Annotated in this window: 18 protein-coding genes; all 18 read left to right on the top strand. The window is 65.6% G+C overall.

The genetic code is table 11. From position 1 onward, the window contains the following. Positions 1–24 precede the first annotated feature (24 nt). The 18 genes from flgB (at position 25) to I6F28_RS02305 (ending at position 15,680) form a co-directional block, all read left to right on the top strand. On the top strand, positions 25–426 hold the full coding sequence (gene flgB / locus I6F28_RS02390) for a flagellar basal body rod protein FlgB (protein ID WP_057030120.1): 402 nt from the start codon (positions 25–27) through the stop codon (positions 424–426). A gap of 11 nt (positions 427–437) precedes the next feature. Then, a complete protein-coding gene (gene flgC, locus I6F28_RS02385; RefSeq protein WP_036006988.1) occupies positions 438–854 on the top strand; it encodes a flagellar basal body rod protein FlgC in 417 nt (138 codons plus the stop codon). 2 nt (positions 855–856) lie between these two features. Further along, entirely contained in the window at positions 857–1,186 is a 330-nt protein-coding gene (gene fliE / locus I6F28_RS02380; RefSeq protein ID WP_036037689.1) for a flagellar hook-basal body complex protein FliE, read from the top strand. An 18-nt stretch (positions 1,187–1,204) separates the two neighbouring features. Further along, a complete protein-coding gene (flgG, locus tag I6F28_RS02375; protein WP_036006992.1) occupies positions 1,205–1,993 on the top strand; it encodes a flagellar basal-body rod protein FlgG in 789 nt (262 codons plus the stop codon). A gap of 13 nt (positions 1,994–2,006) precedes the next feature. Next, positions 2,007–2,483 (top strand): flagellar basal body P-ring formation chaperone FlgA, encoded by a 477-nt coding sequence (flgA, locus tag I6F28_RS02370; protein ID WP_074447553.1) that lies wholly within the window; start codon positions 2,007–2,009, stop codon positions 2,481–2,483. Beyond that, positions 2,480–3,610 carry a flagellar basal body P-ring protein FlgI gene (flgI, locus tag I6F28_RS02365; protein ID WP_036007006.1) on the top strand — a complete coding sequence of 377 codons (1,131 nt, stop codon included), beginning with the start codon at positions 2,480–2,482 and terminating at the stop codon, positions 3,608–3,610. Before flgA ends, flgI begins: the two co-directional genes overlap by 4 nt. A 67-nt stretch (positions 3,611–3,677) precedes the next feature. Next, complete coding sequence (locus I6F28_RS02360) at positions 3,678–4,424, top strand: MotE family protein (protein WP_036027426.1); 747 nt, start codon at positions 3,678–3,680, stop codon at positions 4,422–4,424. After that, positions 4,425–5,132, top strand: coding sequence for a flagellar basal body L-ring protein FlgH (gene flgH, locus I6F28_RS02355; RefSeq protein ID WP_057030122.1), 708 nt, complete (start codon positions 4,425–4,427; stop codon positions 5,130–5,132). Positions 5,133–5,174: 42 nt separating this feature from the next. After that, entirely contained in the window at positions 5,175–5,618 is a 444-nt protein-coding gene (locus I6F28_RS02350) for a flagellar basal body-associated FliL family protein (protein ID WP_036037699.1), read from the top strand. After that, entirely contained in the window at positions 5,615–6,355 is a 741-nt protein-coding gene (gene fliP, locus I6F28_RS02345) for a flagellar type III secretion system pore protein FliP (RefSeq protein ID WP_036007014.1), read from the top strand. The genes I6F28_RS02350 and fliP overlap by 4 nt, the downstream gene beginning before the upstream one ends. Positions 6,356–6,610: 255 nt before the next feature. Next, positions 6,611–7,519, top strand: a complete 909-nt coding sequence (locus I6F28_RS02340) for a flagellin N-terminal helical domain-containing protein (protein WP_157281907.1) — start codon at positions 6,611–6,613, stop codon at positions 7,517–7,519. Between the two features lie 268 nt (positions 7,520–7,787). After that, positions 7,788–8,702 carry a flagellin N-terminal helical domain-containing protein gene (locus I6F28_RS02335; protein ID WP_036007019.1) on the top strand — a complete coding sequence of 305 codons (915 nt, stop codon included), beginning with the start codon at positions 7,788–7,790 and terminating at the stop codon, positions 8,700–8,702. A gap of 296 nt (positions 8,703–8,998) precedes the next feature. Beyond that, on the top strand, positions 8,999–10,624 hold the full coding sequence (gene fliF, locus I6F28_RS02330) for a flagellar basal-body MS-ring/collar protein FliF (protein ID WP_225139200.1): 1,626 nt from the start codon (positions 8,999–9,001) through the stop codon (positions 10,622–10,624). Beyond that, the gene (locus tag I6F28_RS02325) at positions 10,621–11,316 is read left to right on the top strand and encodes a FliH/SctL family protein (RefSeq protein ID WP_225139199.1); all 696 of its coding nucleotides are present in this window, start codon (positions 10,621–10,623) and stop codon (positions 11,314–11,316) included. Before fliF ends, I6F28_RS02325 begins: the two co-directional genes overlap by 4 nt. 6 nt (positions 11,317–11,322) lie before the next feature. Beyond that, complete coding sequence (locus I6F28_RS02320; protein ID WP_225139198.1) at positions 11,323–12,636, top strand: MotB family protein; 1,314 nt, start codon at positions 11,323–11,325, stop codon at positions 12,634–12,636. Next, positions 12,633–13,808, top strand: coding sequence for a chemotaxis protein (locus tag I6F28_RS02315; protein ID WP_225139197.1), 1,176 nt, complete (start codon positions 12,633–12,635; stop codon positions 13,806–13,808). Before I6F28_RS02320 ends, I6F28_RS02315 begins: the two co-directional genes overlap by 4 nt. Further along, entirely contained in the window at positions 13,805–15,148 is a 1,344-nt protein-coding gene (locus I6F28_RS02310) for a flagellar hook-length control protein FliK (protein ID WP_225139196.1), read from the top strand. The genes I6F28_RS02315 and I6F28_RS02310 overlap by 4 nt, the downstream gene beginning before the upstream one ends. Beyond that, on the top strand, positions 15,099–15,680 hold the full coding sequence (locus I6F28_RS02305; protein ID WP_036007033.1) for a transglycosylase SLT domain-containing protein: 582 nt from the start codon (positions 15,099–15,101) through the stop codon (positions 15,678–15,680). Before I6F28_RS02310 ends, I6F28_RS02305 begins: the two co-directional genes overlap by 50 nt. The last annotated feature ends 85 nt before the right edge of the window (positions 15,681–15,765 follow it).

The raw sequence follows: 15,765 nt of genomic DNA, 5'->3' as shown, positions 1-15,765 counted from the left end.
CTTAACGCCCTAGGCTCGTCCCGAATGGATCAGAATGGGGCCGTCGTGGGACCGCTTTATCTCTTCGAACTCGCATCGTCGCAGGCGCGCTATCTCGAGCTGCGTCAGTCGACCATCGCCACCAACGTCGCCAACGCCAACACGCCGGGATTCCGGGCGCGCGACGTCGAGCCGTTCAGCAAGGTGCTCGACGGCATGCCGGTGAGGCTCGCGACGACGTCGCCTTCGCACATGCAATTGGCCGCAGCCGAGACCGACACGCGGGCGACCGCGAAGAAGGACAGCTGGGAAGTGGTTCACTCCGGCAACTCCGTCAGCCTCGAGCAGGAAATGATCAAGGGCAGCGACGTCAATCGCGACTATTCGATGAACGCGGCGATCGTGCGGTCGTTTCACCGCATGGTGCTGTCGAGTGCAAAGGCCTGAGGTGAATTGACATGCTGGACTCATTGAGCGCCTCGCTGACGGTCGCAAGCTCCGGGCTCGAAGCGCAGTCGACGCGCATGCGCATCGTCTCGGAGAACCTCGCGAACGCCACCTCGACGGGGCGCGCCGCCGGCGCCGATCCGTATCAGCGCAAGACCATCACCTTCGATGCGGCGATGGATCGCGCCTCGGGCGCACAGCTCGCGAAGGTCAAGGAGATCGGGGTCGACACCACGCCTTACCGGGTGGAGTACGATCCGGGGCATCCCGCTGCAGACAAGGCCGGCTACGTCAAGCTGCCGAACGTGAACATGATGATCGAGATGGCCGACATGCGGGAGGTCAACCGCTCCTATGAGGCCAACCTCCAGGTCGTGAAGCAGGTGAGGTCCATGCTCGGCATGACCATCGACCTCTTGAGGAGCTGACCATGCTTGAGGCGATTTCATCCACCGCGATTTCCGCAGGGCAAGCCGCGGGCCGTGCGACCGAGACGCAGGCCGTCTCGCCGGCGGCGACCACCGCGATCCAGACCAGTGACGACGTCGGCTTCGAATCGGTGATGAAGCAGGTGACGTCGGATGCGATCGGGACGCTGAAGGCGGGCGAGGCGGCATCGATCTCTGCAATGCAGGGCAAGGAATCGACGCGCCGCGTCGTGGAAGCGCTGATGTCGGCCGAGCAGGCCCTGCAGACGGCGGTCGCGGTTCGCGACAAGGTCGTCCAGGCCTACCAGGAAGTCGTTCGGATGTCGATTTGATCTGAAGGAGTGGGACCAGTGAAATCGCTCGCCATTGCGGCCACGGGCATGAACGCCCAGCAGACCAACATCGAAGTCATCGCGAACAACATCGCCAACATCAACTCGACCTCCTACAAGCGGGCGCGCGCGGAGTTCACCGATCTGTTCTACCAGATGGACCGCATGCAGGGCGTCGCGAACACCAACGGCTCCTCGCCGATTCCGGAAGGTGCCAATCTCGGCCTCGGCGTCAAGTCGGCGGCGATCCGCAAGTTGCACATCCAGGGCGCGCTGACGCAGACCGGCAATCCCTATGATCTCGCGATCAACGGACGTGGCTGGTTTCAGGTGCTCGGCCCCAACAACGAGGTGCAATACACCCGTGCGGGCTCGTTCAACGTCAACGCCAACGCTCAGCTGGTCACGATCGACGGTTACCTGCTGGATCCCGCGATCACCATCCCGCAGGGGACGGTCGAGGTCACGGTCAACCAGACCGGCCAGGTGTTTGCCAAGCTCGACACGGAAGTGAATCCGCGGCAGATCGGCCAGCTCAACCTCGCCAACTTCGCTAACGAAGCGGGTCTCGAGCCGCTGGGCAGCAATCTCTACAAGGAGACCACGGCGTCCGGCACGCCGGTCGTCGGTCTGCCGGGCGATGCCGGCTATGGCAAGATCAACCAGAAATGGCTCGAAGCCTCGAACGTCGACCCGGTCAAGGAAATCACCGAGTTGATCTCGGCACAGCGTGCCTACGAAATGAATGCCAAGGTCATCCAGGCCTCGGATGAAATGGCCCAGACGGTCTCGAAGGGCATGCGCTAGTTCCGGTGTCTCGATGTTGAACAGGGTGGGCCTGATCGTGCGCGGGTTGGCCGCCGTGCTGCTGGTTCTCGTAACGGCGCGGGTCGCCGCGGCCGAGGAGAAGCGGCTTCCCGTGCCGGCCGTCTCGATCCGCGCCGGCGAGCTGATCCGCGAGGAGATGATCACCGAGCGCGCCTTCGCGCCGAGCCTGCTCGGCGTCGCCATGTTCATCGAGGCGCGTCAGATCCTGGTCGGCCGCATGGCGCGGCGCGCGCTGTTGCCGGGCCAGCCCATTCCGACGAACGCGGTGGAGGACCCCTGGACCGTCGCGCGCGGCGCCATGGTCAAGGTCGTGGTCGAGGACAGCGGCCTGTCCATCGTCACTTACGGCTCGGCCATGCAGTCGGGTGCGGCCGGCGCGCTGATCCCCGTGCGCAATACGGACACCGGCGTGATCATCAGGGGCGTCGTCCAGCCGGACGGCAGCGTCAAGGTCATGGACGGGTCATGACCAGGCTCCTGCTTGCGCTCATGCTGCTGGTGTCGGCCGCCGGCGCCCAGGCCGCCGTCCGCATCAAGGACATCGCGGACATCAAGGGTTTGCGCGAGAACCAGATCGTCGGCTACGGCCTCGTCATCGGCCTCAACGGTACCGGCGACACGCTGCGCAACGCTCCGTTCACCGAACAGTCCCTGCAGTCGATGCTCGAGAACATGGGCATCAACGTCAGGAACGAGACCACGAGCACCAACAATCCCCCGCGTCCGACCACGCTGCGCACGCGCAACGTCGCAGCGGTGATGGTGACGGCGGACCTGCCGCCTTCGATCGGGCCCGGCGAGCGCATGGACGTCACCGTGTCCTCGCTCGGCGATGCGACATCGCTGCTCGGCGGCACATTGGTGATGACGTCGCTGCGCGCGGCGGACGGCGCCGTCTATGCGGTGGCACAGGGCGCGATCACGGTTGCCGGCTACAGCGTCGGAGGCCAGGCGCAGAACGTCAGCCAGGGCACGCCGACGGCCGGGCGCATCCCGAACGGTGCGCTGGTCGAACGCGAGGTGCAGGGAAGTCTCCACGAGATGGAGTTCCTGGTGCTACAGCTGAAGAACCCGGACTTCGTCACCGCAACGCGCATCCTCGACGCTGTCAACCGCTACGCCGGCGGTCGCTACCGCGCGCAGATCGCCTTCGAGCGCGACTACCGCACCATCGTGCTGTCGAAGCCGCGTCATGTCGGCCCTGTCCGCTTCCTCGCCGAGATCGGCGAATTGGTGGTCGAGCCGGATACGCCGGCGCGGGTCGTGATCAACGAGCGCACCGGCACGGTCGTGATCGGGCGCGACGTGCGGATATCGACCGTTGCCGTGACCCACGGCAATCTGACGGTTCGCGTCACGGAGATGCCGGTGGTGTCGCAGCCGGCGCCGTTCTCGCGAGGACAGACGGTGGTCGTCCCGCAGACGGTGGTCGAAGCCAACGAGGCCGGATCGCAGGTGGCGATCCTGAGCGGGGTCGATCTCCAACGCCTGGTGCGTGGCCTGAACCAGATCGGCCTGAAGCCGTCGGGGATCATCGCGATCCTGCAGGCGATCAAGACGGCAGGCGCGCTCCAGGCCGACGTTATCGTGCAATGATGCGCAAGCGTCGTGCAAGCTTGGTCGCTCAATGCTCAGGTCTGAAGCGAGAATCGCACGCGGCCCGATGCTGAAGCTGGATCACAAAGGCAAACTCCTCCTGCTGGCCGCGGCGGCAATGCTCGCGAGCGCCTCGCCCGCGCTCGCCTTGGACGAGGCCAAGCCGTCGAAACCGCTCAACCTGCTCTCCTTCGCCCGCGCCCGCGCTGGCGGACCGCAGAAGCCGCAGCCGTCGGCCACCGCGACACCTGTCGACAATGCGTCGGTCCGGGCCACGGCATGGGCGGCCGAAGATTCGGGCCCCGCGGTCACCGGTGCGGTGCCGGAGACACCGGCGCCTGCCCGTCCGGCCAAGCCTGGCAGCGTCACGGCGCCGCCGAAGCCTGCACCGCCGCAGGCTGCGCCGCCCCCGGACAACGAAATCGCGCTGTTCTGCAGCAACGTCGCCGATCCCGCCGTCGATGCCAGGCTGGCCTGGCAGCTCAAGGAGCTCGAGAAGGCCGAGAGCCTGCTGCGCGAGCGCATCGCCGAGGTCGAGGCCAAGCGCGCCGAATACGAGAAGTGGATGGCGCTGCGCGACGACTTCCTGAAGAAGGCCGAAGCGAGCGTCGTCGAGATCTATTCGCGCATGAAGCCCGAAGCTGCGGCGACGCAGATCGCCGGCATGGCCGACGAGACCGCCGCCGCCGTGCTCGCCAAGCTCAGCCCGCGCAGCTCGAGCGCGATCTTCAACGAGATGGACACGGCACGCGCGGCGCACCTCGCAGACCTGCTCGGCGGCATGCGTCGCGTGGACGACGGAAAGAGCAAATAGATGACCAAGCCGATCCTCATCCTCTCGCTGCTCGCGGCGTCCGTACTTCTGGCCGGTTGCTTCCATGATCCGGCCGAAGTCCTGACCGGTCCGCAGATGTCGCCCGTCGGCAGCGGCCTGCGGATGCAGGCCGATCCGATCCCGGTGACGCCGCGCATGCGCACGCCCGTCAGCTATCGCTCGACCTGGGACGACGGCACCGATCTCTACCGCGATCCGCGCGCCCGCCGCACCGGCGACGTCGTGACGGTGATCATCTCGATGCAGGACAAGGCCAAGCTCGACAACAAGACCGGCCGTTCGCGCGATTCGCAGGTCAAGTTCGGGCTCGACTGGCTGATGGACATCGCCGGATGGAACGACACGGGTTCGGCCAACGCCAATCTCAGCACCAATACCCAGATCAAGGGCAACGGCCAGATCGACCGCACCGAGGACATCAGGCTCTCGATCGCAGCCGTCGTCACCGACGTGCTGCCCAACGGCAACATGATGATCAGCGGTTCGCAGGAATTTCGCGTCAACACGGAGATGCGCGTGCTCAAAGTCGGCGGCATCGTGCGTCCGCGTGACATCTCGCGGGCCAATACCATCTCCTACGACAAGATCGCCGAGGCGCGCGTGTCCTACGGCGGGCGCGGAAATCTGTCGGACGTGCAGCAGCCTGGATGGGGACACCGGATCTATGACGCCGTGGCACCATTCTGAGGCCCGAGCCGGCTGGATCGCGCCGCGATGGCAGGAGACGCCATGCGCCTGATCGCTGCCATCGTCGTGCTGACCCTGATCGCGATCGGCGCGGGCGCGATTGCCGGTCTGCATCTGATCGCGACCGCCGAACGCGTTGCCGACGCCAAGAAGAACGCCACATCGCCGCCGATCGCGTCGAGCTACGCCGGCAGCGCGCGGCTCAGGAAATTGTCTCCGATCGTGACCAATCTCGCGGCGCCAGCCAACAATTGGGCGCGCATAGAAGCCTCGATGGTGACCGACAGCATGAGCGACGAGGATGCCGGCATTCTGGCCGCCCATATCAGCGAGGACATCGTGACCTATCTGCGGTCGGCGACGGTCGCGCAGTTCGAGGGATCGCGCGGGCTCCAGCATCTGCGCGACGACCTGACCGAGCGCGCCAATATCCGCTCGTCAGGCAAGGTCCGCGAATTGATCATCGAGACGCTGGTGATCCAGTGAGGGTGAAAGTCCTGCTGCTCGCGCTGGTTCTGGTCGTGCTGCCCGAAGCGGCGCTGGCCCAAATTCCGGACCTGAATTCCCTGCTGCCGCCCGGAAACGGCTCGACCAGCGGCCGGATCATCCAGCTGATGGCGCTGATCACGGTGCTGTCGGTGGCGCCGGGGCTGCTCATCATGGTGACGAGCTTCACGCGATTTGCGGTGGCGTTGTCGTTCCTGCGCGCCGGTCTCGGCCTCCAGACCACGCCCGCCAACCTGGTGCTGATCAGCCTCGCGCTGTTCATGACCTTCTATGTCATGGCGCCGACCTTCGACCGGGCCTGGGAGAGCGGCGTCCAGCCGCTGATGAAGAACGAGATATCGGAAGAGGAAGCCTATCTGAAGATCACGGACCCGTTCCGCGAGTTCATGCTGGCCCATGTCCGCGACAAGGATCTCCAGACCTTCGAAGCGCTCGCCGCCGAAAGCTTCCGCAGGAAGTTCGACGACAAGCGGGTCGATCTGCGCGTCATCATTCCGGCCTTCATGATTTCCGAGCTCCGGCGCTCGTTCGAGATCGGATTCCTCATCATCCTGCCGTTCCTGGTGATCGACATGATCGTGGCGACGCTGACCATGTCGATGGGCATGATGATGATGCCGCCGACGATCCTCGCGCTGCCGTTCAAGATGCTGTTCTTTGTGCTGATCGACGGCTGGAATCTGCTGGCCTCCGGGCTGGTCCGCTCGTTCTCGTGAGCACTGGCCGGCCGGTTATGGTTAAGCGAAAGGTGCTGGATTTGGTTAGCGGCGCGTTATTTTAACCATATGATTCTACTGCGGAATTCAAGCTCGTCTTAATCCGGAAGCAAGATTCGGCGTGCTAGCAACACGGTACGGCGGGTTGGACCCACACAGATCGGTCCAAAGGCATGATGCCGCCCTTCCGTACCGGTGAAAGCCCGGTATGTCCCCTCGTGAAAATGTAAACGCGTACATAAAGGGACATTCGCAATGTCAAGCCTGCTTACGAACTCGACTGCCATGACCGCACTCCAGACCCTGCGGTCTGTGGGTTCGCAACTCTCCACCACGCAGAACCGGATCTCCACCGGCCAGCGCGTGTCCACTGCCTCGGACAACGCCGCTTATTGGTCGATCGCCACCTCGATGCGCTCCGACAACGCCGCGCTCTCGGCGGTGTCCGACTCGCTCGGCCTGTCGGCCGCGACCGTCGACACGGAATACACCGCTCTGACCTCGGTGATCGGCGACAAGGACTCGGGTTTGACCAAGCTCCAGGCGCTGCTGGTCCAGTCCAAGACCGCAGGTATCGATCGCACCAAGATCCAGGCGGACATCACCCAGATCCAGCAGGACATGAAGCTGAAGGCCAACTCGGCGACCTTCAACGGCATCAACTGGCTGAGCACCACGACGGGTACCACCCCGACGAGCTTCAGCCTCGTGTCATCCTACTCGCGCGTCGGCGGCACGCCCACCATCGGCTCGATCACGGTGACGACGGCCAACTACACGCTCTACTCGACCACGCAGACCGGCATTCTGGACACCGTGGCCGGCAGTGCCTCGGTCGACACGATCAACATCTCCGCGCTGACCGACTCGGCCGCCGACCAGACCACGCTCGATGGCTACATCGCGCAGGTCACGACTGCGATCAACTCGGTGGCCTCGGCCGCCGCCAATCTCGGTGCGGTCAAGAACCGTATCTCGACCAACACGAACTTCGTGAAGTCGCTGATGGACTCGGTTGACCGCGGTGTCGGTCAGCTCGTCGACGCCGACATGAACGCGGAATCCACCCGCCTGGCCGCCCTTCAGGTCCAGCAGCAGCTCGGCGTGCAGGCGCTCTCGATCGCCAACAACAGCAGCCAGAGCATCCTGTCGCTGTTCCGCTAAGACGGAAGTCATCGGGGGAGGGCCGCGCTTCTCGCGAAGCGCGGCCCTTTCGCTTAGGCAGCCACGCGCGCCCAAGTCCGGCCGCCTGTTGCGGCCGGAACACAGGGCCACAAGCCCCGCACAAGCTTCGCTCGCTAACCTCGCCGCTACGACAGATTGGGCCTTGAACCCGCGTTTGCGGCACGCCCAAAGGCATGACGCCGCCCTGTCGTACCGGTGCAAGCCCGGTATGTCCCCAACTCAAGTCAATCTTCAAAGGGACATCAAAATGGGTTCTAGTCTTCTCACCAACTCCTCCGCCATGACCGCGCTGCAGACCCTGCGGTCTGTCAGCACGCAACTCGCCACCACGCAGAACCGGATTTCCACCGGTCAGCGCGTGTCCACCGCCTCGGACAACGCTGCCTATTGGTCGATTGCGACCTCGATGCGCTCCGACAACGCCGCGCTGTCCGCGGTCTCCGACTCGCTCGGCCTGTCGGCTGCGACCGTCGACACCGAATACACCGCTCTGACCTCGGTGATCGGCGACAAGGACTCGGGTCTGACCAAGCTCCAGGCGCTGCTGGTCGAAGCCAAGACCGCCGGTATCGACCGCACCAAGATCCAGGCCGACATCACCCAGATCCAGCAGGACATGAAGCTGAAGGCCAATTCGGCCACCTTCAACGGCATCAACTGGCTGAGCACCACGACGGGCACCACCCCGACGAGCTTCAACCTCGTCTCGTCCTACTCGCGTGTCGGCGGCACGCCCACCATCGGCTCGATCACGGTGACGACCGCCAATTACACGCTCTACTCGACCACGCAGACCGGCATTCTGGACACCGTGGCCGGCAGCGCCTCGGTCGACACGATCAACATCGCCGCGCTGACCGACTCGGCGGCCGATCAGACCACGCTCGATGGCTACATCGCGCAGGTCACGGCGGCGATCAACTCGGTGGCCTCGGCCGCTGCCGATCTCGGCGCGGTCAAGAACCGCATCTCGACCAACACGGAATTCGTCAAGACCCTGATGGACTCCGTGGATCGCGGCGTCGGCCAGCTCGTCGACGCCGACATGAATGCGGAATCGACCCGCCTGCAGGCTCTGCAGACCCAACAGCAGCTCGGCGTTCAGGCGCTCTCGATCGCCAACCAGAACAGCCAGAGCATCCTGTCGCTGTTCCGCGGCTAAGCGGCGCTTTCGAAAACGACCGTGCTCCCTCAGGGAGCACGGTCCCCGCCGTGATGGTGGGCGCCGACACGCGATATGCCGGCAATCGAACCTTCGTCATACGTCTTGCGACATGCCGCGGCCGGTCGGGCTGCCGTGCGCCCGAGCGCTCGCTCGCGCCTGCCAAACCGATTGCGTCGCCTCGTCTTGCATAATTGCAACGCCTTGCCAGCGAACCCACACATTCGCGCCTCGCGCAACCTTCAGACAAGGTTGGCAGCTGAGTGTCGTCACCATTCGCATTGGTACGAGGTCATATGCTCAGTCGTGCGCAGGTACAGCAACTGCTCAACAATCTGCTGGAGCTTGGGCCGCGACGCCTGATGGCCTTGGGACTGATCGGTTTTGCGGTTCTCGTCACCGTCGTCGGCGGCGCCTATTATCTCAGCCGCCCCGAGTTCGAAACGCTCTACACCGGCCTCACCCGCGAAGATGTGACGCGCATCGGCGCGGCACTGCGCGAGCAGAACATCACCTTCGACGTCAATTCCGCCGGCGATGCGGTCTCGGTGCGTCCGAGCCAGACCATGCAGGCGCGGATGCTGCTTGCCGAGAAGGGGCTGCCGACCAGCGCCAATTCCGGTTACGAGCTGTTCGACAAGATCGGCTCGCTCGGGCTGACCTCGTTCATGCAGGAGGTCACCAAGCTGCGCGCGCTCGAAGGCGAGATCGCCCGCACCGTCCAGCTGATGAAGGGCGTGAAGGCGGCGCGCGTGCATATCGTGCTGCCGGTGCGCGGCTCGTTCCGCGCCACGCAGCAGCCGCCTTCGGCATCGGTCGTGCTGCGCACCGACGGCGCGATCGAGGCGCGCACGGCACAGTCGATCCGGCATCTCGTCGCCGCCGCCATTCCCGGCATGAGCCGCGACAAGGTGACGGTGCTCGATGCCGACGGCTCGATGCTGCTCGCCGAAGAGGACGAGGCCAGCGCCGCGCCAGCCAAGATGGCGAGCCTGCAGAAGACGGTCAGCGGCATGGTGCAGGAGAGCATCCGCAAGGCGCTGACGCCGTATCTGGGCCTCGACAACTTCGAGGTGAGCGTCGCTCCGCAGCTGTCCACCGACAAGCGGCAGATCAACGAGACGGTCTACGATCCCGAGAACCGCGCCGAGCGCTCGGTGCGGGCCGTACGCGAGAAGGAATCCTCGCAGAACGCCGACCGCTCGTCGCCGACCACGGTGCAGCAGAATCTCCCCGACCAGCAGGTGAATGCGGGCGGCGGCAAGAACTCCAGCGAGGACAAGACCCGCCGCGAGGACGTCACCAATTTCGAGGTCTCCTCCAAGACCACAACGACGGTCAGCGACGGCTATTCGGTCAAGAAGCTGTTCATCGCCGTCCTGGTGAATCGCGCTCGGCTGGTTGCCGATCTCGGCGACAAGAGCAACCAGGCCATCATCGACAGCAAGCTCGCCGAGATCAGCCAGCTCGCGGCGACCGCGGGCGGATTGGACAAGGCGCGCGGCGATCAGATCCAGGTGACGGCCGTCGATTTCATCGAGGGCTCGCGTGAGCTGGCGCCGGTGCCGCCGATCAGCTTCGTCGAGATGATCAACAAGCAGCTCGGCAGCGTCATCAACGCGATCACGATCCTGGCCGTGGCTTCGATGCTGGTCTGGTTCGGGCTGCGGCCGGCGGTCAACGGCATCCTGACCCATCGCGCGGAGCAGGAGCAGGCCGAGGCGGCCGAGGCCGCCCAGCTCGAGGCCTCGGCGGCCCTTGCACTGCCCGACGGCGAGGAGGCCGAGCTCAACCTCGTCGAAGACCTCGAAGGCAAGATGCAGCGAACGCCGCAGAAGCGGCTCGAGCAGATCGTCCGGCTCGACCAGATGCAGGCGGCGGCGATCCTTAAAGACTGGATGCGACGCGAGGAGGCGGCATGAACGCGGCAATCGGAAAACTCCTGACGCAGTTCGATGCGAATGGCCGGGTCAAGTCGTCGCCGCCGCCCCCGCCTCCAAAAATCCAGGACGTGCTGACCAGGCCAAAGGAGGCGAGGCGCGATCCGCAGCCTCAATCCCAGCCGCAGGCCCACACGCAGCTTCAGGCTCAGTCCCCGGCGCCCGCGACGGAAGCGCCGCCGGTCAATCTCCTGGACGATGCCTATCGGCGCGGCCATGCCGCGGGCGTCGCGGAAGGCGACGCCAAATTGGCCGAGGAGCGCGTCCGCAGCGCGATCCGGCTCGGCGAAGAGCGGGCCAAATGGTCCGACCAGCAGGCAGTCGCGATCGTCAGCGGCTTCGAGGCGGCCTGCCGCGAGATCGAGACCAACATCGCAAGCTCCGTGGCGCGGATCCTGCTGCCGTTCCTCACCGATGCGGTGCGCGACAAGGCGATCGGATCGCTGGTCGAGCAGATCGCGGCGCTGACCGGCAGCTCGTCGGCGCCGGCCTTCAAGGTCACCGGCCCGAGCGAGCTGCTGGACCTCGTGAAGACGCAGCTCGAGGCATCCAGGCGAGCGGGCATCGCATACGAGGCCGCCGAGACGCTCGAGGTGCGCGTCGTGGCCGACCAGACCGTGATCGAGACGCAGATCTCCGCCTGGAGTGAACGCCTCAAGGAAGCGCGCCGGTAGTCCGCCATGGAGGAGGTCAAGCATGAGATCGTGATCGTCCGCCGCCGCAGCGCCTTCGCCGAGGAGGCGCATCACGGCGGCGTCTGGAAGATCGCCTATGCGGACTTCATGACCGCGATGATGGCGTTCTTCCTGGTCATGTGGCTGCTCAACGCGCTCAACCAGGACCAGAAGCAGGTCGTCGCGAGCTATTTCAACCCGATCAAGCTCGCTGAGAACTCACCTGCCCCAAAGGGCCTCAAGGATCTCTCCAAAAAGGAGCCGTCGTCGTTCGAAGGCCAGGACGGCAAGCGTCAGCCGGCCGGTACGAACGAGGAAAGGCGCGGCGATTCTCCGACGGCTGAGAAGCCGGCCTCTTTCGAGGAGAAGGTCCTGTTCCGTGACCCCTATGCGACGCTCGCCGAGATCGCCAACAGCGCGAACCAGTCGACGGGCCAGCGGCGCGCCGGCGCTCTGACCTCCGCTGAAGAGGACGGCCTCAAGGGAGGCGATGCCTATCGCGATCCATTCGATCCGGGCTATTGGAAGCTGGCGCCACAGGCGTCCAAGGACGCCGATCGCTTCATCGAGAGCGAGCCGAAGCCGAATGCCTCCGCGCGAGACGGCGCAGCCGGAGCAAATCCGGGCGAGGTGCAGGCGCGCCGGAGCAGGACGGATGATGCCGGCGGCAACGTGGCTCCGGGCCCGGAGAGCTCGTCCGCAAGCCTGTCGCCGCTGATGCCGCCGGGCGCCGCACCGACGCAGTCGCCGCGCGAGGGCAGCGCCCAAGCTGGCGTCCAGGTGAGCACCGCCCCGCAGGCTCGTCCCAACGATGCGGCGAAGGAGCCGGAGGCGCGCGACGCGGCGCAAACACAGCAGCCCACCCTCAAGCAGCTTCAGTCCGCGGTCGCGGAGGCGCTGTCGGACATCAAAGCAGGGGCGGGGCCGGCGGCCGAGGTGCGTCAGGTCGAGGAAGGGCTCCTGGTCAGCCTCACCGACGATGCGAGCTTCGGCATGTTCGCGGTCGGCTCGGCGGAGCCGCGGCCCGAGCTGATCCGCGTGATCGACAAGATCGGGCCGCTGCTGATGAAGCGCCAGGGCATGATCATCGTCCGCGGGCATACCGACAATCGGCCGTATCGATCGGAAACCTACGACAATTGGAGGCTGTCGACCGCGCGTGCGCAGATGGCCTATTACATGTTGGTCCGTTCCGGCGTCGATGCGCGGCGGATCGAGCATATCGAAGGTTACGCCGATCGGCGGCCGAAGCTCCCGAACGATCCGGCGGCCGCCCAGAACCGCCGGATCGAAATCCTGATCCGGGAGAAGCGACCTTGATCAGGGTGCTGCGCCGCGCCGTCTTGCTGCTGCCGTTCATCGCGGCAAATGCGCTTGCCCAGCCTGCACCCCAGGGCAGCGAACCCTATGAGCTCGTCCGCGCGCTGCAAGCGGTGCAGGACGGCATCGCCAGTGGCGACACCGCCGCACATGGCAGTCATATCGCGCTGATCCGGCAAATCGGCGAGAAGTTTCTCGCGGCCGATCCCGCGGTGTGGAGCAATCTGCGGAACGGCCAGGCGGTCGTTATCTACCTGCTCAGCGGCGGTGCGCCGCAAATCGTCCGCAAACTGCCGCGCGACAAGTTGAACGTTGACGAGCGGCTGTTCAACGGTGCGCTCGCCTATGTCGAGGGTCGCCAAGAGGAAGCACGGGAGCTGCTCAAGGAGATCAAGCCGCGGACGATTCCTTCGGGACTGGGCGGACAGGTCGCGCTGGTTCAAGGCGCGCTGTTCGCGCGCGCCGAGGCCTCGCTCGCGATCGAGCGCCTGGACGATGCGCGCCTGCTGTTGCCCGGCACGCTGGTCGAGGAGGCGGCCCTGCGGCGCGAGATCCTGCTGGTGGGGCAGGCGGAGGATTTCGAGAAGTTCGAGTTCCTGACGCTGGCCTATATCCGCCATTACCGCAACTCGATCTATGCGGGCGATTTCTGGCAGCGCTTCTCCGCGGGGCTGACGCAATCGAGCCTGGCACTCGACGAGCGCCGCTTTGCGCGGATCTCAGCCTTGCTCGAGCAGATCGATCGCGCCAGCCGCCTCAAGCTCTATCTCGTGATCGCGCGCGCCGCGATGGTGCGCGGACGGCTGACCGTGACCCGACTTGCGGGCGAGCGGGCATTGACCCTGAGCGCGGATGCATCGGCGGAACGCGAGCGCGCCCATTTCTTCCGCGGCGCCTCGCGCGTGCTCACCGACGAATATGACGGCGGTCTCGCCGAACTGAAGGCGCTCGACCGGTCGAAGCTGCCCGAACGCGACGTCCCCCTTCTCAATGCCACGGTGCAGCTCGCGCTCGACGTTCGCAAGCCGTTCGCGGGCGGATCCGCCGCGGCAGCGGACAAGCCTCCGGCAACGCCGGCGCGACTCGATTTGGCGTCATCGACCGCGACGCTCGCACGCGCGCAGAAGCAGCTCGGGGAGCTCGAACTCCTGACCAAGGATCGCCGGCCATGACCAAGCTCAGTGGAATCTCCGGACAGCTCTTCAACGGTCTCGCCGAGAGTCTCAACATGCGCGGGTCGCGCGCGGCAAAGGGTGCCGCGACCAAACCACAGGCGAACTCGTCCTTCAATGATCTGCTCCACACCGTCTCGAATCTCGCCAAGCAGGCGCTGAGCGAAGACGGCAGCGAGGCGGCCGCGAAGACCGGAACGCTGCGCACGCGTTCGATCCATCCGGCCGAGCAGGAGCAGCCGAAGGAGGCGGCGCTGCGCGAACGCGTCGCGACCATTGCTGATCCAAAGTCCATGGACGAGACCTCCGACACCAAGTCCGACAAGCTGGCGGAGCAACCACGTCCGGTCGATCATCTCACCGGGACAGATCGCCAGGATCAATCCGGCATCGCTGTGATGGTCGGGCAGGAGATCGCTGCTGTGTCTGCCGTGAAACCGCAGATGCAAGTGCCCTCCGCAGACAAGGACGCGCCCGCGCGTGACGAGCGGTCGCCCTCGGCGAAGCACGAGGCACCGGGCGCGGTGAAGGCGGCGACCGGCGATGCCGGTCCATCCAGTCCTGCCCCGGCCGGCGCGCGCTCGCAGGCGGCGGCTTCGCAAGCGATGGCGGCGTCGCAATCTGCGCTGACGCAAGGTGCGGAAGCCTCGAGCGCAAGGCCGGCATCACCCGGCTTCGAGGCGGTTACGGCCGATGTCGAGCGCGCTGCCAAGGCTTCGGCGCGCGCCGCGCTACCCGAGACAACCAAGGTCACCGTGGTCCAGCAGGAAACCCATCTGCCACCGGCGCAGTTCAACGCCCCGCAGCAGGTTGCCAATGCAGTCGTCGCCGAGCTGAAGGAGTCCTTGGCACCGGCTGCGTCCGCGGCACCCGATCTCGCCGCATCCCAGACCAACGCACCGGATCAGCCGCTCAGGATCCTGACGGTCAATCTCGAACCGCCCGCCCTCGGCAACGTCACGGTGCGCCTGCGTCTCGTCGGCACCGAAGTGTCCGTCCAGCTCGCGGCCGAGCGCAAGGACACGAGCCAGATGCTCGACCAGCAGCGCGACCAGATCCGCGAGCTCATGCAGTCGGCCGGCTACGTCGCCGACGTCGCGCCGGTCCAGCACGGCTCGCTGGACGGATTCCAGAGCGGCTCCGGCCAGTCCCAGCCCCAGCTCTCGGGCCAGCAACAATCCTCGCCGCAGTCGCAAGGCGCGTTCGGCGGTGCCGGCACGTCGTCGGGGCAATCCGGCGGCGGCGCGAAACAGGCTCGCCAGGAGCGCCAGTTCAACCAGGAGACGCGTCATGAGCAGGACGTGGCGCCGCATCACCGTCGCGGCCCTGTTTATCTGTAACGCGAGCGCTTCGGAAGCCGCCGCCGAGACTGCGCGCCCCTGCGAGCGCGAGATGGCGCGCGCGGCCCGGCAGCATGGGATTCCGCTCGGCATTCTCTATGCAGTCGGCCTCACCGAGACCGGCCGGCGCGGCGCGCTCCATCCTTACGCGCTCGGGGCCGACGGCCAGACCGTGTTCGCGAAGGACATCAACGATGCAATCGCGAATTTCGAGGCCATGCGCAGCAAAGGCATCAAGCTGATCGATCTCGGCTGCATGCAGATCAACCATTATTATCACGCCGAAAAGTTCGCTTCGGTCCGGGCGATGTTCGATCCCGCGGGGAACGTCGAGTACGCCGCGCGCTTCCTCAAGGAGTTGAAGCAGCGCGAAGGCAGCTGGACCATGGCGGTCGCGCGCTACAACGCGGGCCCCAACAATCAGCCGGCGCAGAAGCGCTATGTCTGTCACATTGTTGCGCATCTCGTCTCGAGCGGTTTCGGCGCGTGGACGGACAAGGCGCGCTCGTTCTGCCAGCCCAAGACGAGCTGAAGCAGAGCTGACCGGACCACGACAAGTTGTGCATCGCGCCCAATCATCAGCCCCGCGCAAGCAAGAACCCCCATTGTAGCTGCAA

The sequence above is a fragment of the Bradyrhizobium sp. NBAIM14 genome, assembly GCF_020193895.1.
Lineage (GTDB): Bacteria > Pseudomonadota > Alphaproteobacteria > Rhizobiales > Xanthobacteraceae > Bradyrhizobium > Bradyrhizobium yuanmingense.
Note: the sequence above shows the minus strand (reverse complement) of the source record. Positions and strands in the feature narration are given on the sequence as shown.